Source organism: Proteocatella sp. QWL-06, assembly GCF_058684135.1.
This window is the reverse complement of sequence record NZ_CM178755.1, coordinates 968604-992910: the sequence shown is the minus strand read 5'-3', so window position 1 is coordinate 992910 and position 24307 is coordinate 968604. Positions and strand designations below refer to the sequence as shown.

Here is a 24307-nt window from a genome sequence, read left to right as displayed (position 1 = left end):
GCACCTTAATATTATATCACAGAACCTATCATGTTAGTTATCATTTTAGAATATATTTTAAATAAAAAAGAGCAGAATATGATATCTGCTCTTAAAATTTATTGTCTGAGTCTAAATCAATCTCCAGTATATTATACCAGATTTATCTTGCCTCTGTATACGAAGCCTTTTTCAAGATCGAGACTGATCATTTCTCCATCACTTATATTTTCAGTGATGTTTTTGGCTCCTACGATAACTGGTATTCCAAGGCTTACCCCTACAACGGCAGCATGACTTGTAAGTCCGCTTTCTTCCACTACGATTGCAGAAGCTCTCTGGACTTTATCCATGAAATCCTTGTCAGTGAATTTGCCAACGAATATATCTCCATCGTCAAATCTGTCCCCAACAGAACTTATTATTCTTGCAACACCAGATATGCTGCTGTTTCCTATTCCAACTCCTCTTCCTACGACATCTGTCACGAGATGAACCTTTATGAGGTTTGTCGTTCCAACTTCGCCTACAGGAACTCCAGCTGTTATTACAACTGTATCTCCCGATTTCACGAAATCAGCCTTTAGAGAAAGTTCGACAGACTGTTCAAACATCTCATCAGTAGAATTTACAGGAGTTCCCATAACAGTTACTACTCCCCATACAAGAGACAGCTGTCTCATAACCTCAGGAGTGCTTACAGCTGCTATGATAGGAGCCTGTGGCCTGTAGCTCGAAACCGATCTTGCAGTGTAGCCTGAGCTTGTTGCCGTTATCACCGCATTCGCGCTTATGTCGACTGCAAGAGTGCAGGAAGCATGGCTTATGGCATTGGTTATAGACCAGTCTCTGAGCGACAGCCTGTTTCTCAATATGCTTACATAGTCAAGAGTGTCTTCTATTCTTACAGCTATTCTTGCCATTGTCTGAAGCGTCTCCACAGGATATTTTCCGGCAGCAGTCTCTCCAGAGAGCATTATCGCGTCTGTTCCATCATAGATTGCATTTGCAACGTCCGTTACCTCTGCTCTCGTCGGTCTTGGGTTCCTTATCATGGAATCAAGCATCTGAGTAGCTGTTATTACCGGTTTTGCAAGGAAGTTGCACTTTCTAATTATCATTTTCTGAACTATTGGAATCTCTTCAGTAGGTATTTCCACTCCGAGGTCGCCTCTCGCAACCATTATTCCGTCTGAAACCTTGAGGATTTCATCGATATTATCTACACCTTCCTGATTCTCAATCTTTGATATTATCTGTATATGCTCGCCATTATTGATCTCAAGTATTTCCCTTATAGCCATTACATCTGACGCCTTACGTACAAATGATGCCGCTATAAAGTCTATTCCGTTCTTTATTCCAAATATTATATCGTCCTTATCCTTCTGCGTTATTGCAGGAAGGTTTATTATTACTCCAGGTACGTTTACTCCTTTGTTGTTTTTTACGACTCCTGCATTCTCAACCTCGCAGATTATATCGTTTCCTTCTACCTTCTCTACAACAAGGCTTATAAGACCGTCGTCTATAAGGATCCTGTTTCCAGGCACGACATCATTTATAAGGCCCTTGTATGATATTGTACATCTTGTATTATCGCCCATTACTTCGTCCATGGTGATAACAAACTTCTGGCCCTCTTCGAGATTTACCTCAGGATCAGTAAATTTGCCTGTTCTTATTTCTGGTCCTTTTGTGTCAAGCAGTATAGCCACCGCTGGCTTTACCTCTTCACGAACGCTCTTTATGGTGTCTATTCTCGCCTGATGCTCTTCATGGCTTCCATGAGAAAAATTGAGCCTGCACACATTCATCCCTGAAAGCATGAGCTCTTTAAGTACTTCTGGAGATTCACTCGCTGGTCCGATAGTGCATACTATTTTAGTTTTCTTGTTTAACATTTTGTTCTCCTTGCCTTATAAATAAAAAATAATACCTTATATAGACAGAATTTTTGAAAGCTCGTGCATATCCCTGTCAAATACTCTTTTCTGATCAAGAGCTTCGTCTATATCCATGTCGAATATCCTGTTTTCCTTTATTCCAATCACTCTTGCTTTTTTGCCCTGCATAAGGCACTCTACCGCCATCGCACCCATTCTGCTCGCAAGTATCCTGTCCGAACCGCTTGGAGATCCGCCACGCTGTATGTGTCCAAGTATGGTAGTCCTTGTTTCCATCCCTGTTTTTTCTGAAATCATTTCGCCAATGCTTGCCGCAGATGCAGCGCCCTCAGCGACGATTATTATACTCTGGGTCTTGCCTCTCTGCTTGCTCTCTATGAGCTTCTTGCATATTTCATCGATATCATATTCAACTTCAGGAACAATTATGGCTTCAGCTCCCCCGCCAAGTCCTGCGTAAAGAGCTATATCTCCGCAGTTTCTTCCCATTACCTCTATTATGCTTACTCTTTCATGAGAAGAAGATGTATCTCTAAGCTTGCTTATAGCATCGAGAGCTGTGTTTACTGCAGTATCAAATCCTATGGTAAAATCAGTATATGCGAGGTCATTGTCTATAGTACCGGGGATTCCTATTGCCGGCACTCCTCTTTCACTCAGCTTCTGTGCTCCCCTGAAGCTTCCATCTCCTCCGATGACAACAAGACCGTCAATCTTGTATACATTGAGAACGTTTATGGCATCATTCTGGCCTTCTTCGGTCTTAAACTCCAGCGATCTCGCAGACTTGAGTATGGTACCTCCACGCTGTATGATATCTCCTACGCTTGATACTCCCATCTGGAACAAATCACCTTCCATAAGGCCCTTATATCCTCTCTGGATTCCATAAACCTCGATATTGTTGTATATTGAGTACCTGACAACTGCCCGCACGGCAGCATTCATTCCTGGTGCATCGCCACCACTGGTCAAAACTGCTATCCTCTTCATCCGAACCTCCATCGGGAACGTTTTCGCTCCCACATATGCATTTTTCATCCCACGAAAACGACTTATTCTTATTATAATAAAATTCTGTTTTCTTGTCATTAGTTTTTAAGAAATAATTTGAAAAATCATTTCAGCACAACATTATCCCTTCCAATCAGCCCCGAAATCTGATCAGCGATATCCTCGCTGTATGATATATATGAGTAGCGTTCAGATACGAAGCTCTTTTTTGATGAAGCATCGAAAAATTTGACACTGTCACCTCCTGGATTCTTTATGACCACTTTTTCAATTTCCCTGACCACAGGATCATCCATGCTGTTGACTCTCAGATAGAGAGTCCTGCTTTCCCTGCTCTCGCTTAGACTTTCAATCTTCATTGCGATTATCTTTGCCTCATCATCTTCCTTGAGCTGGAGTCTTCCCTTTACCGTAACCACGCTGTCTTTTTCAAGTGAAGCGGCACATGAATTGAGGACTTTGGGGAATACCACCACCTCTACCGTGCCATACTCGTCCTCAAGAGTCATGAAGAGCATCATCTCTTTTGTCTTTGTTGTCTTGTAGGTTTTTTCGGATATGAGACCTCCTACTACTACCATTGAATTATCTTCATACTGATACTGCTCATAGTCTTCCTGCATCTCCTTGAACATTAAAGTATTGTGAGATGCTATCCTCTTGAGTTTTTCCGTATAATCGCTGAGAGGATGTCCGCTGATATAAAGCCCCAGTACTTCCTTTTCCATCGCAAGCCTATCTTTTGTACCAAAATCAGCAACCTTAACTATGTCAACCGTTGATGAGGGCTCCTGCATGCTGTCGAAAAGCGATACCTGCCCCTCTATGTTATTTCTTCGCTCATTATTGGTACTGTCCCATATCTTCTCAAAATTAGCCATTAGTGTAGCACGATTCGGATTGACAGAGTCAAATGCGCCAGCCTTGAACAGACTCTCGACCAGCCTTTTGTTAACGTCCTGCCCGGAAACTCTCTTTACGAAGTTCTGGAGAGAGGTAAATTCGCCTCCCTTTTCTCTTTCGCTTACAATAGTTTCAACCGCATTTTCACCTACATTCTTTATTGCCGACATGGCAAACCTGATATTTCCATTTTCAACGCTGAAAGCCTTCATGCTCCTGTTTACATCAGGAGGAAGAACCTGTATGCCCAGCTCGTTGCACTCCTTTATATACTGAACCACCTTATCCGTATTGCCCATAATGCTTGTCATAAGAGCCGTCATGAACTCAACCTTGTAATGGGTCTTGAGGTATGAGGTCTGATAGGCAAGTACTGCATAGCACGCAGCGTGGCTCTTGTTGAATGCGTATTTTGCAAAATCGATCATGTTGTCATATATCTTGTTTGCAGAAGAAGCCGGTATTCCGTTTCTTACGCAGCCTGATATCTCGACATTGCCTTCTGAATCAAGTTTTCCATTTACAAAGTACTCACGTTCCTCTTCCATAACATCCATTTTTTTCTTGCTCATGGCTTTTCTAACGAGGTCTGCCCTCGCATATGAATATCCTCCGAGCTCTCTTACCACCTGCATTACCTGTTCCTGATAGACCAGGATCCCATTTGTTACCTCCAGTATAGGTCTGAGTTTTTCGTGTATATACTCTATCTGGTCAGGATTGTTCTTGTTTTTTATATAGAGCGGTATGGATTCCATCGGGCCGGGCCTGTAGAGTGATATGCCCGCGATGATTTCTTCAAAGTCATCAGGTCTCAGCTCTTTAAGAAACTGCCTCATTCCTCCGCTCTCCAGCTGGAATACCCCCAGCGTGTTCGCCGCAGAGAGATTTTCATAAACCAGAGGATCGTCATACTTCATCTCAGAAAATACAATATCCCTTCCATGGTTGGCTTTTATCATTTTCAGGGAGTCCTGAATTACGGTGAGAGTCCGCAGACCCAGGAAATCCATCTTGAGCAGTCCCAGCTCCTCTAGAGTCGTCATGGGAAACTGAGTAGTGACAGAGTTCTGGTGCATATAAAGCGGAACATAGCTGTCTACACTGTCCTTTGAAATAACTACTCCTGCAGCATGAGTAGATGCATGCCTTGGAAGCCCTTCCACGCTCTTTGATATATCTATGAGTTCTTTTATCTCTGAGCTTGATTCATAGAGCTTTCTCAGATTAGGATTTACCTCCAGCGCTTTTTCTATCGTCATGCCTATGGCAAAAGGAATTTCCTTGGCAACCTTGTCCACGTCCTGATAGCTGACTCCAAGCACTCTTCCTACATCACGTATCGAAGCCCTGGCGCCAAGTGTACCGAATGTTATAATCTGAGCGACGTGGTCATCGTGATACTTCTGCTTTACATAATCTATAACCTGCTCTCGTTTTTCATAACAGAAATCTATATCTACGTCCGGCATGGAAATCCTGTCAGGATTAAGAAATCTCTCGAAGAGCAGAGAATATTCAATAGGATCCACATCCGTGATTTCAAGAGTATATGCTACTATAGATCCTGCTGCAGATCCTCTTCCCGGACCCACCATTATGTCATTGCTCTTGGCATAATAGATGAAATCCCATACTATGAGAAAGTACGCCACATAACCCATTTTTTCAATTACTCCAAGCTCAAACTCGAGCCTGTCAATGACTTCCTGAGAAGGCTGCGGATATCTTTTCTTCAGCCCTTTGTAGCAAAGCTCCCTTAGGAATTCAGAGGGAGTTTTTCCGTCTTCGACCTTGTATTCCGGAAGATGTATGGTGTCAAAGTCGAAATCCACCCTGCATCTCTGAGCTATTTTTACCGTGTTTTCAAGGGCACCTTCATAACCCTTGAACAGATCCTCCATTTCGTCAGGAGACTTGAGATAGAACTCATTTGTCTTGAATTCCATCCTGTGCTCATCCTGAAGCGTCTTTCCCGTCTGAATGCACATTAGTATCTCATGAGTCTTCCAGTCCTCTTTTGTGAGATAATGCACGTCATTAGTCGCGACCATTGGAATTCCGGTTTCTCTCGAAAGCTTCTGTATATACATATTTACCCTTGCCTGCTCAGGAATATCATGGTCCTGAAGCTCAAGGTAGAAATTATTCTTTCCAAAAAGCTCAGAAAGCCTTTCAGCGGCAAGCTTTGCCTCAGGGTATTTTCCCTCCATGAGTCTCTGCGGTATTTCACCGGCAAGACACGCTGAGAGTGCAATTATTCCCTTGCTGTACTTTTTGAGAATCTCGTAATCCACCCTGGGCTTGTAATAAAACCCTTCAACAAAGCCTGCCGAAACTATCTTTATGAGATTCTGATACCCTTCATTGTTTTCTGCGAGCAAAATAAGATGGTATGACTTCTTATCGATATTTTCCCTGTCATGTCTGCTCCTGAATGACACATATACCTCACATCCGATTATCGGATTTACGCCCTTTTTCTTTGCTTTCTTATAAAAATCAACAACCCCGAACATAACTCCGTGATCTGTTATTGCCACCGAGTCCATTCCAAGCTCTTTTACTTTGTCCATGAGATTTTCTATTTTTGAGAATCCATCCAGCAGGCTGTACTGCGTGTGAAGATGAAGATGACAAAATTTGCTCATTATTATCCACTTTCCTTTATATTATGATTTAAAGATTATATTCAAATTTAACATTGCCTTACATTCAATTATATCACAAAGCAGAAAAAAAGGACTGGAAACTGAACATTCCCAATCCTTTTCTGACTATATTGATTTTTTCTCAATGAATTCATACAACCTGCTAATAAGCTCTTCAGAGGCCTGAGGAGTATCCCTCAGCCTGAAATTTATTCCCAGCTTTTCATACTTGGGAATGCATAGATTTCTGAAGGCCAGAAGTTCAACTCTTTCAACATTTTCATATGCCATTGAAATCTCATTGAGTTTTTTTACAGATTCCTCATCATCGTTTATTCCCGGAACTATGACCTGCCTTATCCAGACCGGAATCATATGTTTTCCCGCCAGATCCAGAAAATGCAATACCTGATTAAAGCTTCCGCCGGTATTTCTGACATAATCCTCTTCATTTACAAATTTCAGGTCACATATCACCAGATCCGTCAGGCCCAGCAGATTCTCCAGTTTTTCATCATCCTGGCAGCCTGTTCCAGAGGTGTCAAGAGCAGTGTGTATGCCGGCTTCTCTGCAGAGGCTAAATATCGCCTCTACGAATTCGATCTGAAGAAGCGCTTCTCCTCCTGATACAGTCACTCCGCCATTTTTCCCAAAGTAATTCCTGTATTTCCTGATTTTTGAAAAAACCTCATCCGCCGTCATTTCAGTTCCGCCTTGCATATCCCACGTTTCTGGATTATGGCAGTAGATGCACCTTAGAGGACAGCCCTGAAGAAAGACCACAAACCTTATTCCCGGGCCGTCTACCGCTCCAAGGCTCTGGAATGAGCTGACTCTTCCTGTCACTTTACATGGTTTCATGGAAAGTCCTCTTTATGACCTCAAGCTGCTGAGCTTTGCTGAGCTTTACGAAATTTACCGCGTATCCCGATACTCTTATAGTAAGATTAGGGTAAAGCTCAGGGTTTTCATATGCTTCGATCAGCTTTTCTCTTTCAAGCACATTCACGTTGATGTGATGAGCATTCTGGGCAAAATAGCCGTCTATAATGCTGCTCAGGTTTTCCCTGCTCTCATCCTCCGACTTTCCAAGTGCCTGAGGTACTATTGAGAAAGTACAGGAAATCCCATCCTGGCATGATTCATATGGTATTTTGGCAACTGAGTTAAGCGATGCGAGAGCCCCTTCCTTTTCCCTGTTGTGCATAGGATTTGCCCCGGGAGCAAATGCCTCCCCCTTCTTTCTTCCATCCGGAGTCGAGCCTGTCTTTTTGCCGTATACTACATTCGAAGTTATGGTAAGGACCGAAAGCGTGTGCTTCGCATTCCTGTATGTCGGATTTTTCTTCAGCGATTCATGGAATCTTACTATCTGGTCCACTGCGATCTGGTCTACCCTGTCGTCATCATTTCCGTATGTCGGAAAATCTCCTTCAACCTCAAAATCAATTATTATGCCTTTTTCGTCTCTGACAGGCTTTACCTTTGCATATTTTATAGCTGAGAGTGAATCTGCAAGCACAGAAAGTCCTGCCACGCCAAACGCCATAAGCCTCTCTACGTCAGTGTCATGAAGCGCCATCTGAAGCTTTTCGTATGCATATTTGTCATGCATGTAATGGATTATGTTCATAGTGTTTACATATAGCTTTGCAAGCCACTCTCTGTAGAAGTCAAGCTTTTCAAGCACTGTATCATATTCAAGATACTCACCGTCATATCTCTCAGATGAAGGTCCAACCTGCATGCCAGTATTTTCATCTACACCGCCGTTTAGCGCTATCAGCAGAAGCTTTGCAAGATTTGCTCTGGCTCCGAAGAACTGCATCTGATTTCCTATCTTCATGGCGGATACACAGCACGCTATGGCATAGTCATCTCCAAATTCCGGTCTCATGAGGTCATCATTTTCATATTGAATCGAATCTGTATCGATTGACACCTTTGAACAGAATTTCTTGAATCCTTCTGGAAGATTCTGTGCCCATAACACTGTAAGATTTGGCTCAGGGGATGGTCCAAGATTATAGAGGGTATTGAGTATCCTGAAGGAGTTTCTGGTAACCATGCTCTTTCCCTCCAGTGTCATCCCGCCTACGCACTCAGTTATCCACATCGGGTCTCCGCCAAAAAGCTCATTGTAGTCCCTTGTTCTCAGATGCCTTGCCATCCTGAGCTTCATTACGAAATCATCTATGATCTCCTGAGCAGAAGATTCATCAAGTGCTCCTGATGCAATGTCTCTTTCTATATAGATGTCCAGGAATGTGCTTGTCCTTCCAAGTGACATCGCGGCACCGTTCTGCTCCTTTATGGCACCTAGATATGCAAAATAAAGCCACTGCACAGCCTCTCTTGCATCATTTGCCGGCTCTGATATGTCATATCCGTAAGACATCGCCATCTCCTTGAGCTTCTTGAGAAATGCTATCTGCTGATAAAGCTCCTCCAAGGCTCTTATAGAGTCTACGTCCATTACGCTTTCGCCGATTTTCTTCTTATCAAGGTTTTTCTCTTCGATAAGGACATCCACTCCATAAAGCGCTACTCTTCTGTAGTCTCCAATTATTCTTCCTCTTCCATATGCATCTGGGAGCCCCGTTATTACACCGGATTTTCTTGCTGTCTTCATCTCGTCTGTATATGCCCTGAAAACTCCGTCATTATGAGTAGTCCTGAAGCTGAATTCCTTCTCTACCTTCTCTGACAGCTCATAGCCATACTCCCTGCAGGCTTCTCTTGTCATCTTTATTCCCCCAAAAGGATTGACTGCTCTTTTAAGAGGGCTGTCCGTCTGAAGTCCTACTATTATTTCATTTTCCTTATCCAGATACCCTGGCTTGAAGTGGGTAAGAGATGCCACTGTATCTACATCGATATCGAGTACTCCTCCAGACTTTTTCTCCTGCTCAAAGAGGATGTTCAGCTTGTGCATCATCTTCTGAGTTCTCTCTGTGGCACCGCATAAAAAGCTTTCGTCTCCATCATACAGAGTGTAATTATTCAATATGAAATCGCTGACGTTAATCTCATCAACCCAGCTACCTTTTTCAAATCCCTGCCACTGCTTGAATTCCATATCCAGTCCTCCTTGTATTAAAAATAAAAAAAGCAGCCCCGTAAGGAACTGCCTTGAGTTAGTCATTTTTGTAGCGTCAACCATACCGGGCAGTATCTCATAGTGTTGCCCAGGCGGTCGGCTGTTATTTATCGATATCTCACGTGGTATTCTCCACTTATCCGCCAGAAATATCGACACACTTATATTATATATTCAGAAAAGCTCTAAGTCAATAGCGCAAATTATATCTCTAAGAAAAACTACATTTTCTCAGGTTCAGGATACTCAGAGCCAAATGTCTCTACAGTTACTTTTTCCATTATTTCATCAGCCTTTGGCTTGTCTCCAAAGCCAGTCTTAACTTTTTCTATGTCCATTGCGATTTCAAGACCTTCAATTACTTTACCAAAGCCAGCATACTGTCCGTCAAGATGAGGGCTGTTTGAAGTCATCAGGAAAAACTGCGATCCGGCAGAGTTTGGAGCCATAGTTCTCGCCATAGATATAACTCCAGGCTCGTGAATCAGATCATTTTTGTGTCCATTCGAAGAAAATTCGCCTTTTATAGAATATCCCGGGCCACCTGCACCTGTTCCCTGCGGATCTCCACCCTGGATCATGAATCCTCTTATTACTCTGTGGAATTTAAGTCCATCATAATATCCTTTTTTTACAAGCGATATGAAATTGTTTACCGTATTTGGCGCTATCTCAGGATATAATTCTATCTTAATCGTTCCTCTGTCTTTTATTTCCATGGTTACTACTGGATTTGACATATTGTGTTCTCCTTTAGAATTAATAATATTTTTTGTTTATATGAATCATTTTATCATCATTTGGTTTTTTTGTATAGAATGAGGCGCAGTATTTATTGTATATCATACATTTTCCTCAGCAGAGATCTCACTCTGCCTATCATATAGAGCGATCCTGCATATATCACCGCCTCGCCATCTCCTGCCATGCTCTGAGCATGTCTGACGGCCTCTTCTATATCAGGAATCTCTGTTATATCTGGTACATCTTCTCCTCTTAATGCCTCAAGTATTATTCCGTGCACTTCTGCTGAGGATGCGGCCCTTGGGCTTTCAGGCTCAGTTATTATAATCCGGTCCGCTCTGACTGCGAGCAGCTTTGCAACGGATAATATATCCTTGTCTCTGAGCATTCCAAATACAAGGTTTATCTTTTTTCCGACGAGATATCTGTCGACTGATTCGCTTAGTATCGCTGCGCCGTCCGGGTTATGTGCTCCATCTATTATAGTCAGCGGCTCAGTTTTTATCACTTCCATCCTTCCAGGCCAACGGGTTTCTCTTATGGACCTGTAGAGAGCTTCTGTATCAACCTGCGATATGTCAGAAGAAATCTCGAGCAGACGTAGCACGCTCAGCGCAACCGCAAGATTTCTCGCCTGATGACGTCCAGGAAGGCTTATCTCGATTCCTGAATAAAAGTGACCCATCACTTCGAGATTCACGCTCTGAGAACTCATCCCCTCTGATATATATTCAATTTTATCATTTTCCGTTATGAACAGCTCAGAATCCCTTTCACTGCATATCGATGATATGACAGATTCCACCTCATCAGACTGCTGATAAAGCACCACCGGCCGCTTATTTTTGATGATACCGCCTTTTTCGAATGCGATCCGGGCAAGTGTGTCACCAAGATACTCCGTATGATCCATGCTTATCGAAGTTATGGCGCTTACCAGAGGAATACACACATTAGTAGCATCCAGTCTTCCTCCAAGGCCAACCTCTATCACGGCAAAGTCCACATCCCTGTCTCTGAAATAAAGAAATGCGCACGCAGTTATTATCTCAAATTCAGTTGGGTGATCGCACCCTTCTTCAATCATCTGACCGATTGCATCGCTTACTCTGCTTACGCTTTGAGCAAGATCCTCATCTGAAATATTGACGTTGTTTATCTTTATCCTCTCATTGAATTCTTCAAGATAGGGAGATGTGTAGAGGCCTACATTATACCCCTGATAAATCAGCATGCTATTTATGAAAGAGCATGTGGAACCCTTTCCATTTGTGCCAGCTACATGAATTATCCTTAACTCTCTGTGAGGGTTCCCTAATATGTCCAGAAGCCTCGAAACATTCTCAAGTCCGAGCCTGGAACCAAATTTTCCTGTGTTTTCTATATAATTGAGCGCCTGTCTGTAATCCATGTCCGCCTCTCGGTTTCGTTAGTATTTTACATTTAAGAGCTTGAGTCCCTGCGATGGAAGCATTGCTCCTGCGTCTTCTCTTGCCCCGCCACTGAATATTTTTCTGACAGATTCAGTATCTCTTTTTCCCGTGCCGGCTTCAAGAATGGTCCCTGCGATTATCCTTGCCATATTCTGAAGAAACCCGTTTCCTTCTATGTCAATCATTATCTCGCCGTTTTTATCCTGATGAATGTCGATACGGTATATTTTTCTTACTGTTGACTTCTTTTTTGACTTAAGGTTGGTAAATCCAGAAAAATCCTTCTCCCCAATGAATTCCTGAGCCATAGTCCTCATTTTCTCCATGTCCGGCATTTCGTTTATATGATATGAATATTTTCTTGTGAATACGTTTCGGTTTCTGTCTGTGGAAATTCTGTACTGATATGTCTTTGAATGCGCATTATATCTTGAATGAAATCTGTCTGACACTATGCTGACATCTTTTACGAATATGTCTTCAGGTAGATACATGTCAAAATGATGAAGAAGCTCGGCTTCATCCAGCCTTATTTCAGTATGGAAATTGGCAGTGTAGTTTTCACTGTGGACACCCGCATCAGTCCTTCCGCATCCAATCAGCTGTACCTCATGACCTGTAAAGGTCCTGATTACTGATTCAAGCTTACCCTGGATTGTACTTTCATTCTCCTTTGTTCCGGTCTGTTTCTGAAACCCTCTGTACCTTCCACCGTCAAACTGTATAATCATCTTATAGTTCATTTTCTCTCTTTTCCCATATATAAAGCAACTCTGTTTCATTTGTATTCTCATCATGCTGTCTGTATTCAAAGCTGAACCCTTCCCTGGATAAAAATTCCTGGGCATGTTCATTTTTTTCATATACTGAAATATACAGCTTTTCATGATTTTCCTTTACGCAGTCCATGAGCTGGGTACCAATACCTTTTTTCTGAAAAGGCTTTTCTACAAATATAGCTCCTATAGTGTTATCTTCGATGATTGATATAAAACCTACGATGCCACCGTTAACCGTATAGACATAGCTCTCGCTGTTGAGAAGATAGTTTGACCTCATATTGTCAATGGCGCCATGCCAGTAACTTTCATTCACGAAATCATGTGCTTCTACGATTGTTTCCAGCCAGACCTGCATAACGGCTGCGGTATCTCTTATCTCAAATTTTCTTATCATATGACTCACCATTCTATTTCTAACCCAAAAAGATATACTCTGATCATTAAGTTGAGAAAATGTGCTTAGACATCCACAACTGTTGAATTTTCGATAGCTTCTGAAACCAGCTTTTCAATATCAAGAGCTTCTTCAGCCTTGTATATCTTTTCAAGCTTCGGCTTTGTTGCGGGTCTCTTTGGCAGAAATACTGTGCAGCAGTCTTCTTCCGGTATTATTGAGGTTTCAAAGGTTTCTATGTTCCTCGCTATCTTTATGATATCTTCCTTGTCAAATGAAATCAGCGGTCTTATAACCGGCATGGTCCTCACTACATCATTTGTTGCAGTCAGTCCTTCTATCGTCTGAGAAGCTACCTGTCCTATGCTCTCTCCAGTCACAAGGGCTCCGCATCCTGTCTGATTAGCTATCCTCTCAGCTATTCTCATCATGAATCTTCTTGAGAGTATTGTCATAAGCTCTTCTGGACATTTTTCTGCAATCTCCTTCTGAACAGGGAGAAGGTTGACCATGTGTATCTTGATGCTTCCAGTGTAAAGTGACACGATCTTTGCCAGCTGTTCCACCTTCTGCATGGATTTCTCGCTCGTGAACGGGAAGCTGTGGAAATGTACGGCTTCAATCTCGAGTCCTCTCTTTGAGGCAAGATAAGTCGCTACAGGTGAGTCTATCCCTCCGGAAAGCAGAGTTGCCACCTTTCCGTTTATCCCAACAGGCATGCCTCCTGCTCCGTCTATTTTTCTGGCGTACACTATGTTAAGATTGTCCCTGAATTCAGCGTAGACAGTCAGTTCAGGCTTGAATACATCTACCCCTATCTTGTCTCCATGCTTTGAAAGTATATATCCGGCTATGTCCTTTGTCATTTCAGGAGATGTCATATGGAAAGACTTGTTCTGGCGCTTTACGTCCATCTTGAAGGTCTTGTATTCTCCATTTGCTATCGCATCCTCAAATACCTCGAGACACATCTCCTTGAGCTTTTCATATCCCTTCTCAGCCTTAATTGCAGGGCTGAGAGTTACAACTCCGAATACATTTCTCACTTTCTCAATAACCTGGTCCATTATTTCGGGATCGGCATCTATATATATCCTTCCCTCTCCCTTGTAGACCTTATATCCCTGAATCTGCATTCCGTAAAGTGCCTTCTTGATGTTAGTCATAAGCTTCTTTTCAAATACAGGTCTGTTTTCTCCTTTTATAGCCACTTCACCATTTCTGATTATTATGGTATTGAACATACTATCTCCTTCCAAATTTCGTAATCGTCCTTATATCTTCAACTGCAGCTTTCAGCTCTGAAATGCAGCTGTCTATTTCCTCTTTGGTGTTGAGAGAAGAGAGCGAGAACCTTATAGCCCCTTCTATCTCTATATCTCTTAGCCCGAGAGATCTGAGCACATGAGATCCCTTCTTCTTTGAAGAACAGGCAGAACCCGTGGAAACATATATACCTCTGCTTTCAAGTGTATGGAGCAGTATCTCAGCCTTTGCTCCTTTAAAGGATACATTCAGTATATGACATACCCCTTCTTCAGGTGAATTAAATCTGATATTTTCGATGTTCTCTTCCAGGGATGCTCTGAAATAATCTCTCAGGTCCCTTATATATTCCGTCTTTTTGTTGAAATCTCCGTAATTCAGCTCTACGGCTTTTCCAAATGCAAATATTCCCGGAGTGTTCTCCGTACCGGAGCGATACCCCTTTTCCTGTCCGCCCCCAAGAAAAACCGGATTGAACCTCGAAGTATCCCTTACATATAGCACTCCAGTTCCTTTTACTGCATGAATTTTGTGTCCGGAAATGCTCAGATAGTCTGCACTGCATTTTTCAACGTCCAGCCTGAGCTTCATATATGACTGCACCGCATCTATGTGAAGCGCTGTACCAGGGCTTTTTTTCTTCATCTCTGTGCCAAGAAGATTTATATCTATGATATTTCCGGTCTCGTTATTCACATGCATCACGCTTACAAGTGCGGTATCGGATGAAACCGCATTCAGGATGCTCTCAGCTTCTATTTTCCCGTTTTCAGGCTTTATATAAGTAACCTTCCAGCCTTCTCTCTCGTATTTCTTTATTATGTTGAGCGTTGCGTCATGCTCATATTCAGTAGTGACGATGTGTCTTCCCCTCGAATTTCGAAGAGCTGATATTATAGCTGTGTTTATGGACTCAGTTCCTCCTGATGTGAAAACTATGCTCCTTGGCTTTGCGTTGATAGTCTCAGCTGTAATTTCCCTTATTTCTTCCATTTTCCTCGAAACAGCTATTCCCCTGCTGTATATGGAAGACGGATTGTGAAACATCTCTTCAATCGCAAGCCTCGCCTGATCTGCTGCTTCGGGATAGGGCTTTGTAGTCGCACTGTTATCAAAATATATTTCTTTCATCTTAACTCCAATATCTATATAATTCTGTAAACATATTTACCTTAACTTCAATATATAATTATATCACTTTATGTCCATTACTACAAAAAGTAATTGTATATTTGCGTATTTTATCATACAATATTTTGTGTGTCATTTTCAAGATTACATATGTTAATTTCATAAATCTCAATTTTGGAGGCTATAACTCATGAAAAAACCTAAAGTGGCAATAATATTTACCGGCGGAACCATATCCATGACCATCGATGAAAAGATCGGGGCAGCCATACCTTCTCTTTCAGGCAACCAGATTCTTTCGATGGTTACAAACATAGACAAGCTCGCTGACATAGAGACTATAGAATACTGTGAGATCCCGGGGCCGCATGTCAATTTTGATATGCTCTTTGAAATAAAGAACATGGTACTTGAACTCGCAGAAAGAGAAGACATATCCGGCATAATAATCACTCACGGAACAGATACTCTGGAAGAGACCGCATATTTCCTTGATCTTGCGCTTTGCATAAAGAAGCCGGTGGTTGTGGTCGGCGCAATGAGAAACAGCTCAGAGCTTGGATATGACGGTTCCTCAAACCTTGCAGCTGCAGTATGTACTGCCATATCTCCAAACGCAGTGGGAAAAGGCGTACTCGTAGTTCTCAACAACGAAGTCAATACCGCAAGAGAGGTCACAAAGACGAACACTATGTCTCTTAATACATTCCAATCAAGCTACGGCCCAATAGGAATAATCGATACCAATGAATTCATAATCCACAGAAACATAACTGTTCGTGATTTCATAGAAACTGATAAAATTGAAAAAAATGTCGTCCTAATAAAATCATGCATGGATATGGGAACGGATATCCTTGACTTCTGCATAGATAAAGGATCAAGAGGAATAGTGATTGAAGCCATGGGAAGAGGAAACCTTCCGCCAGATCTTGTGCCTTCAATAAAAAGAGCTATTTCCAAAAACATAGCTGTGGTAATAGTTTCAAGATGCCACTCAGGAAGAGTCATGTCAAGCTACGGATATCCGGGCGGAGGAAAAAACCTGCGCGACCTCGGAGTTATATTTGGCGGTGAGCTTTCTGGTGAAAAGGCCAGGATAAAGCTTATGCTCGCACTTGGAGTGACAGATGACATGAGCTTCATAAGAGATCTGTTTGAAAAAAACTATATATAAAACAAAAAAACTGGTTTACGCCAGTTTTTTTGTTTTCATTTATCTGTCTTCATTTGTGACTGCAAAAACATACGGTATGTTTCTGTAAAAATCTCCGTAATTAAGACCGTACCCTACGACAAACTTGTCCTCTATTGAGAAGCCTATATAGTCTGCCTCAAAATCAACCTGTCTTCTTTCCGGCTTGTCAAGAAGCACACAGCTCCTTACGCTGGCCGGAGACTTTTTCATTATATGTTCTGTAACATATTTCATAGTAATTCCTGAATCAGTAATATCATCCACAACAAGCACATCTACCCCCTCGAGGTTATCCTGTATATCCATGTTTATAGATACACTTCCACTTGATGTTTCTGAATGTCCATAGCTTGAGGTCATCATGAAACCAACTTTTAAAGGTATTCTTATTTTCCTTACAAGGTCAGCTGCGAATATAAAGCTTCCTTTAAGCAGAGATACCACAAGCAGAGTCTTTCCCTCATATTCCTTGCTGATTTCTTCTCCAAGTTCGCTTATCCTGTCTTCAATCTCTTCCTCTGAACAAAGTACTTCCCAGACCTTACTCTCAATATCCATTTTTTTCTCACTTTCTTTTTCAATATTTGTATCACTGTTTATAGACAATTTTAAATAAAATACACTGAAATGTCAATAATCAAATAGCATATTATCTGTATTTTCTAAGCCTTGATTTCACTGGATTCCTTTTTGCCAAATCCAAGAAATTCAAACCTTGTTTCTATAAGAAGTATAGCCGCAAAAACGGTTATGCATCCAAGCGCCATCTGCAGATTGAACATCTCCCCTTCAAAGACAACAGCAACAAGAGTTCCGAATACGGACTCAAGTGAAAGAATGAGTGATGCATGTGTGGATGGAGTATATTTCTGGCATATGTTCTGGAGAAGAAACGCCAGCAGAGTAGACGCAAGCACCATATAACCAACAGACAACATGGCCTCTGAACCTATCTTTGCAGGAAGAGGCTCCATCATGAGCGCAGACACGAGTGAAAGAACAGCTGCTACGGCAAACTGGACTATCGTAAGCGCTATAGGATCATTCTCCTTAGCAAAAAAACCTATTGAAACTATATGTCCGGCAAAAAATACAGCGCAGGCAAGTGTCCACATGTCTCCGACATTGAGATGAAGTCCTTCCTTGAGCGTAATGAGCCCTATCCCTACGGTAGCGAGCGCTGCACCGATGAATGCGAATTTGTCCGGAGCTTTTTTGTAGACTACCCAGACCAGAAATGGCACGAATACAACATTTGTCGCCGTCAGAAAAGCCTGATTCGAAATGCTCGTAAACTGAAGCCCGATAGTCTGGGTTGCAAAAGCGATATAAAGGAATATCCCAATGATAAGTCCTGCCTTCAAGTCTGACTTGCTTATTTTTCTGAAATTCTTATAAAACACTATGCTCATTATGATCGTAGCTCCTACAAATCTCATCGACATCATCCAGAGCGGAGTTATATAATCCAGTCCCCTTTTGGTAAAAAGAAATCCTGCCCCCCAGAGAAGCGCCACAAGCAGTAATCCTAAATCTGCAAATAAAACCTGCTTTTTCGTCCTGTCCATAATTTTTCTCCTATGTACTAAAATGCATGAAGTTATTCATGCATTTTAAAATATATCATATTCTAAACGTTATACATCTTTTCGACCTGTGACTGTATATCATCATTCTCAAGGTATTCATCAAACTCCATCATTCTGTCCATTATTCCTCCAGGAGTTATTTCAATTATCCTGTTAGCGATAGAGCTTATGAACTGATGGTCGTGAGATGAGAACAGCATGCTTCCGCTGAATCTTATAAGCCCTTCGTTCAGCGCTGTTATCGATTCAAGATCCAGGTGGTTTGTTGGATCGTCCATCACAAGCACGTTTGAGTTTGCAATCATCATTCTTGAGAGCATACATCTTACTTTTTCTCCTCCGGAAAGAACAGAAGCCGATTTAAGAACCTCTTCCCCTGAGAAAAGCATCCTTCCAAGGAATCCTCTTATGAAGGTTTCTGTCTTATCAGTTGAATACTGTCTAAGCCAGTCTACAAGATTTATTTCAAGACCATCGAAATATTTATTGTTGTCCTTTGGAAGATACGAAACAGACGTAGTTACTCCCCACTTGAAGGTTCCACTGTCCGGCTCTTCTTCGCCAGTCAATATCTTGAACAGCATAGTCACAGCCTGCTCATTCTTGCTCATGAAAACTACCTTGTCGTCTTTAGTAAGTCTGAAAGATACGTTGTCCAGTATCTTTACTCCATTTACGGTCTTAGTGATTCCATCTACTTCAAGAAGCTCATTTCCTACTTCTCTCTCAGGCGTGAATCCGACAAACGGATAACGTCTTGAGCTCGGTCTTATGTCTTCAAAAGTAAGCTTTTCAAGCTGCTTCTTTCTTGATGTCGCCTGTTTTGCCTTGGAAGCATTTGAGCTGAACCTTGCGATAAAGTCCTGAAGCTCCTTTGCTTTTTCCTGTACCTTCTTATTCTGATCCTTCATGAGCTTTGAAGCCAGCTGACTTGACTCATACCAGAAATCATAGTTTCCTACATACAGCTGTATCTTGCTGAAATCCACGTCACACATGTGAGTACATACCTTGTTCAGGAAGTGTCTGTCGTGGGATACGATTATTATGGTCGAATCTTCAAGGTTCATAAGGAAGTTTTCAAGCCACATTATGGATTTGAAGTCAAGGTGGTTTGTAGGCTCATCCAGAAGTAGTATGTCAGGCTTTCCAAAAAGCGCCTGAGCAAGGAGAACCTTTACTTTGTCTCCACCTTTGAGTTCTTTTATCTGCTTGTCATGAAGATCCTTTGGTATTCCAAGTCCCATAAGAAGAGATGCTGCATTTGATTCAGATTCCCAGCCGTCAAGCTCTGCGAATTCAGCCTCAAGCTCTGCTGCTTTCATACCGTCTTCATCAGTAAAATCTTCCTTCATATATATGGCATCTTTTTCAAGCATTATATGATGAAGTCTTTCGTGTCCCATTATTACAGTATTGAGAACTATTTCTTCATCAAACTGGAAGTGGTCCTGCTTTAATACAGCCATTCTCTTTCCAGGCTCTATAGTCACGCTTCCGTCATTTGCCTCTATCTCTCCTGAAAGGATCTTCAGGAACGTTGATTTTCCGGCACCATTAGCTCCGATTACTCCATAGCAGTTTCCTTCTGTAAATTTAAGATTTACATCCTTGAACAGCTGCCTGTCGCCAAATCTGAGTCCAACCCCTGTTACATTTATCATTCTTTACTCCTCACTTATATATTATTATTGTTATTTACGCATACTTATATATTATACTATATCATGCAGAAAAAATACAGTTATTTTCGTATAAATATTTTGATAATTGACATGCAAATAAATTGCCTGTAAAATTTCATTACAGCCTTGCAAATAGTTAAACACTTTATTTTCAGTTAGGGGAAATCATGAACACATACAGAAAACTTTCATTTAATCTTATGACCGTGACAATATTGCTGATTGCAGCTTCCGTTTATTTTGGATTCAGCCTCATATTCAGCTTTTGGGCTGCAATAATATACTCACTGATTGTGATGTCCGCAAACGGCTTTGACACAAAGCTCCTGCTCAGCCAGTCAGCAGATTCGGTACTTAAATACATACCGCTTTACATAACCATACTGCTGATTGGTGCCACTGTGTCCATGTGGCTATCATCCGGCGTGATAGCATCGATGATATACTACGGATTCAACTACGTAAAGGGAATCAACTTCCTATTCTTCAGCTTCATAATAATAACCCTGTGCTCCGTATTCATGGGAACTGCTGTTGGTACCTTCAGCACTATAGGACTCATACTCTACAGCATAGGATCCGCAATTGGAATCCCCTCACACATAATGATGGGAACGATAGTCTCCGGAGCTTTTATAGCGGACAAGATATCCCCGCTTTCAGGACTTATGAACATAATGCTGAAGGTAACCGAAACCAGCTATAACAAGGTTCTGAAATCCATGCTTTTTACCCTCGTGCCCTCTATCCTGATAACGCTTGCGTTCTATCTGGCAATAGGAAACAGGTACATTGTAGGAGATGATGTCAGCAGCTTCGTAATGCTACAGAGCGCACTTGGCGATTCTTACGTTATATCTCCATGGCTTCTGCTTTTCCCAGCCTTCATCATAATCATGTCCTCAAGAGGCATGAATTCTCTGATTACCATAGGAAGCGGCGTGCTTATTGGCTCTCTTCTTACGACTGCAGTACAGGGTTACAGCGCTGCTGATACGCTCGGATTCCTTGTAAACGGGTTTGCTCTGCACTCTGAAAATGAATATCTTGGGTCCATACTCAGAGGAGGCGGTGTGTCCGGGATGATCGAAGTCATAGCAATCGTAATAAGTGCCATATTTCTTGTCAGCATCTTTGAAAAAAGCGGCATCATCAGTTACATCATCGGAAACTTCGTAAAAAACATCAAGACGCCTTCTGAACTGATAACCAAAACTGCACTCATAAGCACAGGACTCACAGTGCTTACCTGCGACCAGACCGTTGGAATAGTGCTCCCGGGATCCCTGCTCAGAGAAAAGTATGAAGAGTTTGGCATAGCCCCCGAAGTACTCGCGCGTACGATATCTGACAGCGGAATAATTGTCGCTCCTGTGATACCCTGGAACATAAATTTCATAATAATAAGCAGTATAATACCGGCAGGAATCTCATTCATTCCCTATGCACTGTTCTGCTTCATATGCCCGGCTGTGACAGTAATTTCGTCCTTCCTTCTGAAAAAAAAGCAGATTGTCTGATAAGGCTATCTTTTTCTATAATTCTCCATTTTATCTATAAAATTGAGAGCTACAGCGTAATCGCTGCAAAAATGAGCGTGGAGGTAGGTGCCCAGAGTATTTCTCAGGCAGTATCCGCCTCCCCAGCGCTTTATCTGTCCGTCTGACATCTCCTTGAACATGTCAAAAGCATTCTCCATATCAGACTCAAAAACAGAATAGTGGAATTCATGCCCTTTTACAACCTGTCCCCTGTGTGATATTACAGTATCTGCATTTGATTCGCCGCTGCAGTATCCGAATCTCTGAAGCCTTTTCTGCATCTTGCTCGTACCCTTGAATATGCCAGTCATGCCATACAGATTGCCATCCATGTCCTCAACTTTTTCTCCAAGATACATAAGTCCTCCGCACTCTGCATAAATCGGCATCCCATCAAGAGATTTCTGCTTTATCTGCTCAAGTATTTCCGTGTTTTTCGAAAGTTCAGAGGCAAATATCTCAGGAAACCCTCCGCCGATATATATGCCATCACATTCTGGGAGCTCACGGTCTTCAAGCGGACTGAATCTTATCAGCCTTACACCCATCTCCTCAAGCAGGTCAAGATTATCCTGATAATAGAAATTGAACGCCTTGTCATAGGCAATAGCCAGCCTTACATCAGTAATGCCTCTTACTTCGTCCCGCCTTTTCCTGTCAAACGTATTTTCCTCATTTTCCGCTATCTTCAGAATCATGTCTATATCAAGATATTCTTCAAGCTTTGCTGACACATAGTCGAGCTTTTCTTCGAGCTCATCTACTTCAAAGCTTGGAGTGAGTCCAAGATGCCTTGAAGAAAGGCTGAATCTCTCATCCCTCGGAATCCTGCCTACCACAGGTACACCTGTGTACTTCATTATCGCATCCTTAAGAAGCGTATAGTGACTCTCTGTATTAACATTATTCACTATCACTCCGGCAAGGTTGACGTCTCTGTCTATGTTTTTGAAGCCATATACGAGAGCTGCCGCCGAAGCTGCCATGGCTCTTGCATCAATGACGAGTATGACTGGACAGGAAAGTATCTTTGAGATGTTTGCGCTGCTGCAATAATCAAGCGAAGATCCGTATCCGTCGTATAGTCCCATTACCCCTTCTATTACAGATATATCCTTTTCCTGAGAATTTGTACCAAATATATATCTGATTTCCTCAACAGGAAGCATGAATTCGTCAAGATTTCTGGATTTAAATCCGCTAGATTTCGTATGATATTCTGTATCGATATAGTCAGGCCCTACCTTGAATGGCTGAACCTTCATGTTCCTGTTTCTGAAAGCTCTCATAAGTCCACAGCTTACTGTAGTCTTACCCGTCGAACTGCTCACCGCTGCAATCATTATTTTTTTCATATATCCTTATTCCTCCGTCTATAATTTCATTTTCTCTTATTTTTCTCAAGATACTGTGATATAATTTATATACAGTATTTAATAATTATATCATCAGGACAAGGAGTTAGAAATGAATTTTTACCTTATATTTTCAAAAGTGTCTGTTATTTTCCTTCTCATAATAGTAGGATTCATCCTGTCAAAAAAGAAGATCCTTTCATCCGAAGGCCAGAAAGAGCTCACATCACTGCTTCTTTACGTGCTTCTTCCATGTACCCTCATCAAATCTTTTGATATTGAATTTTCTTCTGATATTCTTGCAAGAGGACTCAAGATGTCTGTTTTTATGTTTGCAATATATATTGTATCTTATTTAATCGCAACGCTCGTCTCAAAAAAATATGCAGAGCCTGAGAACAGAAGAGACATACATGTGCTTTCCATGATACTTCCAAATGTCGGTTTTATGGGATACCCTATAGTGAATGCCCTGATCGGCCCCGAAGCCATAATATACGCTGTCATGTGCAACGTGGGCTTTGAGTTCTTTGCGTGGACCTTCGGAATAAGAACCGTGTCAAGAAACAGCCCTGTAAAGGCTTCCGGAAATCCAGTGCTCTCACTGCTCAGTACTCCGGCTATTATAGCTATACTTGCCGGAATGGTGCTTTTCACTACCCCGCTTTATATCCCGGAACCCCTTATATCTACGGTTAACCTTCTCGCAGCTGCGATGTCTCCGGTGGCTATGATAATAGTGGGAATCTCCCTTGCAAACAGCGACCTTTCAAGAATAATTACAAACAAATATATATATATTTCTTCATCTGTAAGGCTTGTTCTCATACCGCTGATCACAATGTTTGCTCTCAAGGCTCTGTCAGCTGCGGATATGTCATACTATATTCCTATGATCGTGATTTCAATGCCTACCGCAGGCTACGCTACAATGTTTGCAACAAAGTATGAAAACGACAGTCTGCTTGCCTCAGAGATGATATCTATGAGCACCCTTATGTCACTCATATCTATTCCTGTGATCCTCAGCCTGCTTTAGAATTCAAAAGAGATGAAGAAGCTTCATCTCTTTTTTTATGCCTGTATTCATTTTTATTCTTCATTATTTTCATGCACGAAGGCATCTATGACTTTTCTCGTGAACATTACATTTACAAAAAGCGAGACCATTATACCAACTATGGTGTCAAGCATCCTGGTCAGCGCATAATACATGACCTGATCGCTACCTACATGAAGGATAACGATGCTTGCATAAACCACTCCGGTAACCGAAGCTGCTCCGGCACGATTCATTAGCTTGAGAATCAGAAGCATAGGCACTATCATTGCAGATATAAGTGCAAATCTCAGGATGTCTATATCCATATACGGTATGATATTTACTGCATAGAGCGTAATCACTCCGAATATACCTCCCGCAAAGGTACCTATTATACGGTTTTTAGATACAAGCCAGCTGTTGTCAATGTCCTTCTGCATACATATGATGGCAGATATGACTGAGTATATTGGCTGATTCACTCCTCTCAGTGCATCAATGCAGAAGCACAGAAATGTTGCTATCGCAGTCTTTATTATCCTCATGCCAGGTTTTGGCAGAAGCTTGTTTATGTCATCTTTGTATGGCATTTA

At 41.8% G+C, this 24307-nt stretch carries 19 protein-coding genes and 1 riboswitch; of the genes, 3 read left to right on the top strand and 16 right to left on the bottom strand.

The genetic code is table 11. The annotated features are described in order from the left end of the window. Nucleotides 1-131 precede the first annotated feature (131 nt). The 11 genes from pyk to AC4PGZ_RS04725 all read right to left on the bottom strand — a co-directional run bounded on the left by pyk (nt 132) and on the right by AC4PGZ_RS04725 (nt 15304). The gene (gene pyk / locus AC4PGZ_RS04775) at nt 132-1883 is read right to left on the bottom strand and encodes a pyruvate kinase (RefSeq protein WP_492159905.1); all 1752 of its coding nucleotides are present in this window, start codon (nt 1881-1883) and stop codon (nt 132-134) included. A gap of 36 nt (nt 1884-1919) precedes the next feature. Further along, nucleotides 1920-2879: a 6-phosphofructokinase gene (gene pfkA, locus AC4PGZ_RS04770; protein ID WP_492159904.1), complete on the bottom strand. Its 960-nt coding sequence runs from the start codon at nt 2877-2879 to the stop codon at nt 1920-1922. A 125-nt stretch (nt 2880-3004) separates the two neighbouring features. Then, nucleotides 3005-6454, bottom strand: coding sequence for a DNA polymerase III subunit alpha (locus AC4PGZ_RS04765; RefSeq protein WP_492159903.1), 3450 nt, complete (start codon nt 6452-6454; stop codon nt 3005-3007). A 126-nt stretch (nt 6455-6580) separates the two neighbouring features. Continuing rightward, nucleotides 6581-7315, bottom strand: a complete 735-nt coding sequence (gene pflA / locus AC4PGZ_RS04760; protein WP_492159902.1) for a pyruvate formate-lyase-activating protein — start codon at nt 7313-7315, stop codon at nt 6581-6583. Then, complete coding sequence (gene pflB, locus AC4PGZ_RS04755; protein WP_492159901.1) at nt 7302-9533, bottom strand: formate C-acetyltransferase; 2232 nt, start codon at nt 9531-9533, stop codon at nt 7302-7304. The genes pflA and pflB overlap by 14 nt, the downstream gene beginning before the upstream one ends. Before the next feature lie 100 nt (nt 9534-9633). Next, a riboswitch (ZMP/ZTP riboswitch) is annotated at nt 9634-9715 on the bottom strand. Nucleotides 9716-9775: 60 nt separating this feature from the next. Beyond that, nucleotides 9776-10294, bottom strand: a complete 519-nt coding sequence (locus AC4PGZ_RS04750) for a peptidylprolyl isomerase (RefSeq protein WP_492159900.1) — start codon at nt 10292-10294, stop codon at nt 9776-9778. A gap of 92 nt (nt 10295-10386) precedes the next feature. Further along, nucleotides 10387-11709 carry a bifunctional folylpolyglutamate synthase/dihydrofolate synthase gene (locus AC4PGZ_RS04745; protein ID WP_492159899.1) on the bottom strand — a complete coding sequence of 441 codons (1323 nt, stop codon included), beginning with the start codon at nt 11707-11709 and terminating at the stop codon, nt 10387-10389. Nucleotides 11710-11727: 18 nt separating this feature from the next. After that, nucleotides 11728-12474 carry a tRNA pseudouridine(38-40) synthase TruA gene (gene truA / locus AC4PGZ_RS04740; RefSeq protein WP_492159898.1) on the bottom strand — a complete coding sequence of 249 codons (747 nt, stop codon included), beginning with the start codon at nt 12472-12474 and terminating at the stop codon, nt 11728-11730. Continuing rightward, a complete protein-coding gene (locus AC4PGZ_RS04735; protein ID WP_492159897.1) occupies nt 12464-12907 on the bottom strand; it encodes an N-acetyltransferase in 444 nt (147 codons plus the stop codon). The genes truA and AC4PGZ_RS04735 overlap by 11 nt, the downstream gene beginning before the upstream one ends. A gap of 65 nt (nt 12908-12972) precedes the next feature. Next, nucleotides 12973-14151 (bottom strand): tRNA uracil 4-sulfurtransferase ThiI, encoded by a 1179-nt coding sequence (thiI, locus tag AC4PGZ_RS04730; protein ID WP_492159896.1) that lies wholly within the window; start codon nt 14149-14151, stop codon nt 12973-12975. 1 nt (nt 14152) lies between these two features. Continuing rightward, nucleotides 14153-15304, bottom strand: coding sequence for a cysteine desulfurase family protein (locus AC4PGZ_RS04725; protein WP_492159895.1), 1152 nt, complete (start codon nt 15302-15304; stop codon nt 14153-14155). A gap of 190 nt (nt 15305-15494) precedes the next feature. On the opposite strand from AC4PGZ_RS04725, the gene AC4PGZ_RS04720 reads away from it, so the two are divergent. Next, nucleotides 15495-16481 (top strand): asparaginase, encoded by a 987-nt coding sequence (locus tag AC4PGZ_RS04720; RefSeq protein ID WP_492159894.1) that lies wholly within the window; start codon nt 15495-15497, stop codon nt 16479-16481. A 39-nt stretch (nt 16482-16520) separates the two neighbouring features. Here AC4PGZ_RS04720 and hpt read toward each other — a convergent pair whose 3' ends face one another. The 3 genes from hpt to AC4PGZ_RS04705 form a co-directional block, all read right to left on the bottom strand. Next, nucleotides 16521-17060 (bottom strand): hypoxanthine phosphoribosyltransferase, encoded by a 540-nt coding sequence (gene hpt, locus AC4PGZ_RS04715; RefSeq protein WP_492159893.1) that lies wholly within the window; start codon nt 17058-17060, stop codon nt 16521-16523. A 104-nt stretch (nt 17061-17164) separates the two neighbouring features. After that, the gene (locus AC4PGZ_RS04710) at nt 17165-18070 is read right to left on the bottom strand and encodes a DMT family transporter (RefSeq protein ID WP_492159892.1); all 906 of its coding nucleotides are present in this window, start codon (nt 18068-18070) and stop codon (nt 17165-17167) included. A 62-nt stretch (nt 18071-18132) separates the two neighbouring features. Next, nucleotides 18133-19755: an ABC-F family ATP-binding cassette domain-containing protein gene (locus AC4PGZ_RS04705; RefSeq protein WP_492159891.1), complete on the bottom strand. Its 1623-nt coding sequence runs from the start codon at nt 19753-19755 to the stop codon at nt 18133-18135. A 188-nt stretch (nt 19756-19943) separates the two neighbouring features. Between AC4PGZ_RS04705 and AC4PGZ_RS04700 the strand changes: the two genes are divergently transcribed. Continuing rightward, a complete protein-coding gene (locus AC4PGZ_RS04700; RefSeq protein ID WP_492159890.1) occupies nt 19944-21296 on the top strand; it encodes a Na+/H+ antiporter NhaC family protein in 1353 nt (450 codons plus the stop codon). 5 nt (nt 21297-21301) lie between these two features. Here AC4PGZ_RS04700 and AC4PGZ_RS04695 read toward each other — a convergent pair whose 3' ends face one another. Then, nucleotides 21302-22672, bottom strand: a complete 1371-nt coding sequence (locus AC4PGZ_RS04695) for a cobyrinic acid a,c-diamide synthase CobB (protein WP_492159889.1) — start codon at nt 22670-22672, stop codon at nt 21302-21304. Nucleotides 22673-22784: 112 nt separating this feature from the next. Here AC4PGZ_RS04695 and AC4PGZ_RS04690 point away from each other — a divergent pair, with 112 nt between their 5' ends. Next, nucleotides 22785-23711 (top strand): AEC family transporter, encoded by a 927-nt coding sequence (locus tag AC4PGZ_RS04690; RefSeq protein WP_492159888.1) that lies wholly within the window; start codon nt 22785-22787, stop codon nt 23709-23711. A gap of 53 nt (nt 23712-23764) precedes the next feature. Here AC4PGZ_RS04690 and AC4PGZ_RS04685 read toward each other — a convergent pair whose 3' ends face one another. Further along, nucleotides 23765-24304, bottom strand: coding sequence for an FUSC family protein (locus AC4PGZ_RS04685; RefSeq protein ID WP_492159887.1), 540 nt, complete (start codon nt 24302-24304; stop codon nt 23765-23767). Between the last annotated feature and the right edge of the window lie 3 nt (nt 24305-24307).

Bases quoted from the DNA above. Each gene is read 5' to 3' on its own strand.
- pflB (WP_492159901.1), bottom strand. From the start codon at position 9,533: ATGGAATTCAAGCAGTGGCAGGGATTTGAAAAAGGTAGCTGGGTTGAT.
- AC4PGZ_RS04690 (WP_492159888.1), top strand. From the start codon at position 22,785: ATGAATTTTTACCTTATATTTTCAAAAGTGTCTGTTATTTTCCTTCTC.
- AC4PGZ_RS04710 (WP_492159892.1), bottom strand. From the start codon at position 18,070: ATGGACAGGACGAAAAAGCAGGTTTTATTTGCAGATTTAGGATTACTG.
- AC4PGZ_RS04695 (WP_492159889.1), bottom strand. From the start codon at position 22,672: ATGAAAAAAATAATGATTGCAGCGGTGAGCAGTTCGACGGGTAAGACT.
- AC4PGZ_RS04720 (WP_492159894.1), top strand. From the start codon at position 15,495: ATGAAAAAACCTAAAGTGGCAATAATATTTACCGGCGGAACCATATCC.
- pfkA (WP_492159904.1), bottom strand. From the start codon at position 2,879: ATGAAGAGGATAGCAGTTTTGACCAGTGGTGGCGATGCACCAGGAATG.
- hpt (WP_492159893.1), bottom strand. From the start codon at position 17,060: ATGGATATTGAGAGTAAGGTCTGGGAAGTACTTTGTTCAGAGGAAGAG.
- pyk (WP_492159905.1), bottom strand. From the start codon at position 1,883: ATGTTAAACAAGAAAACTAAAATAGTATGCACTATCGGACCAGCGAGT.
- AC4PGZ_RS04705 (WP_492159891.1), bottom strand. From the start codon at position 19,755: ATGATAAATGTAACAGGGGTTGGACTCAGATTTGGCGACAGGCAGCTG.
- thiI (WP_492159896.1), bottom strand. From the start codon at position 14,151: ATGTTCAATACCATAATAATCAGAAATGGTGAAGTGGCTATAAAAGGA.
- AC4PGZ_RS04735 (WP_492159897.1), bottom strand. From the start codon at position 12,907: ATGATAAGAAAATTTGAGATAAGAGATACCGCAGCCGTTATGCAGGTC.
- AC4PGZ_RS04725 (WP_492159895.1), bottom strand. From the start codon at position 15,304: ATGAAAGAAATATATTTTGATAACAGTGCGACTACAAAGCCCTATCCC.
- truA (WP_492159898.1), bottom strand. From the start codon at position 12,474: ATGAACTATAAGATGATTATACAGTTTGACGGTGGAAGGTACAGAGGG.
- AC4PGZ_RS04685 (WP_492159887.1), bottom strand. From the start codon at position 24,304: ATGCCATACAAAGATGACATAAACAAGCTTCTGCCAAAACCTGGCATG.
- AC4PGZ_RS04765 (WP_492159903.1), bottom strand. From the start codon at position 6,454: ATGAGCAAATTTTGTCATCTTCATCTTCACACGCAGTACAGCCTGCTG.
- pflA (WP_492159902.1), bottom strand. From the start codon at position 7,315: ATGAAACCATGTAAAGTGACAGGAAGAGTCAGCTCATTCCAGAGCCTT.
- AC4PGZ_RS04700 (WP_492159890.1), top strand. From the start codon at position 19,944: ATGAACACATACAGAAAACTTTCATTTAATCTTATGACCGTGACAATA.
- AC4PGZ_RS04750 (WP_492159900.1), bottom strand. From the start codon at position 10,294: ATGTCAAATCCAGTAGTAACCATGGAAATAAAAGACAGAGGAACGATT.
- AC4PGZ_RS04745 (WP_492159899.1), bottom strand. From the start codon at position 11,709: ATGGATTACAGACAGGCGCTCAATTATATAGAAAACACAGGAAAATTT.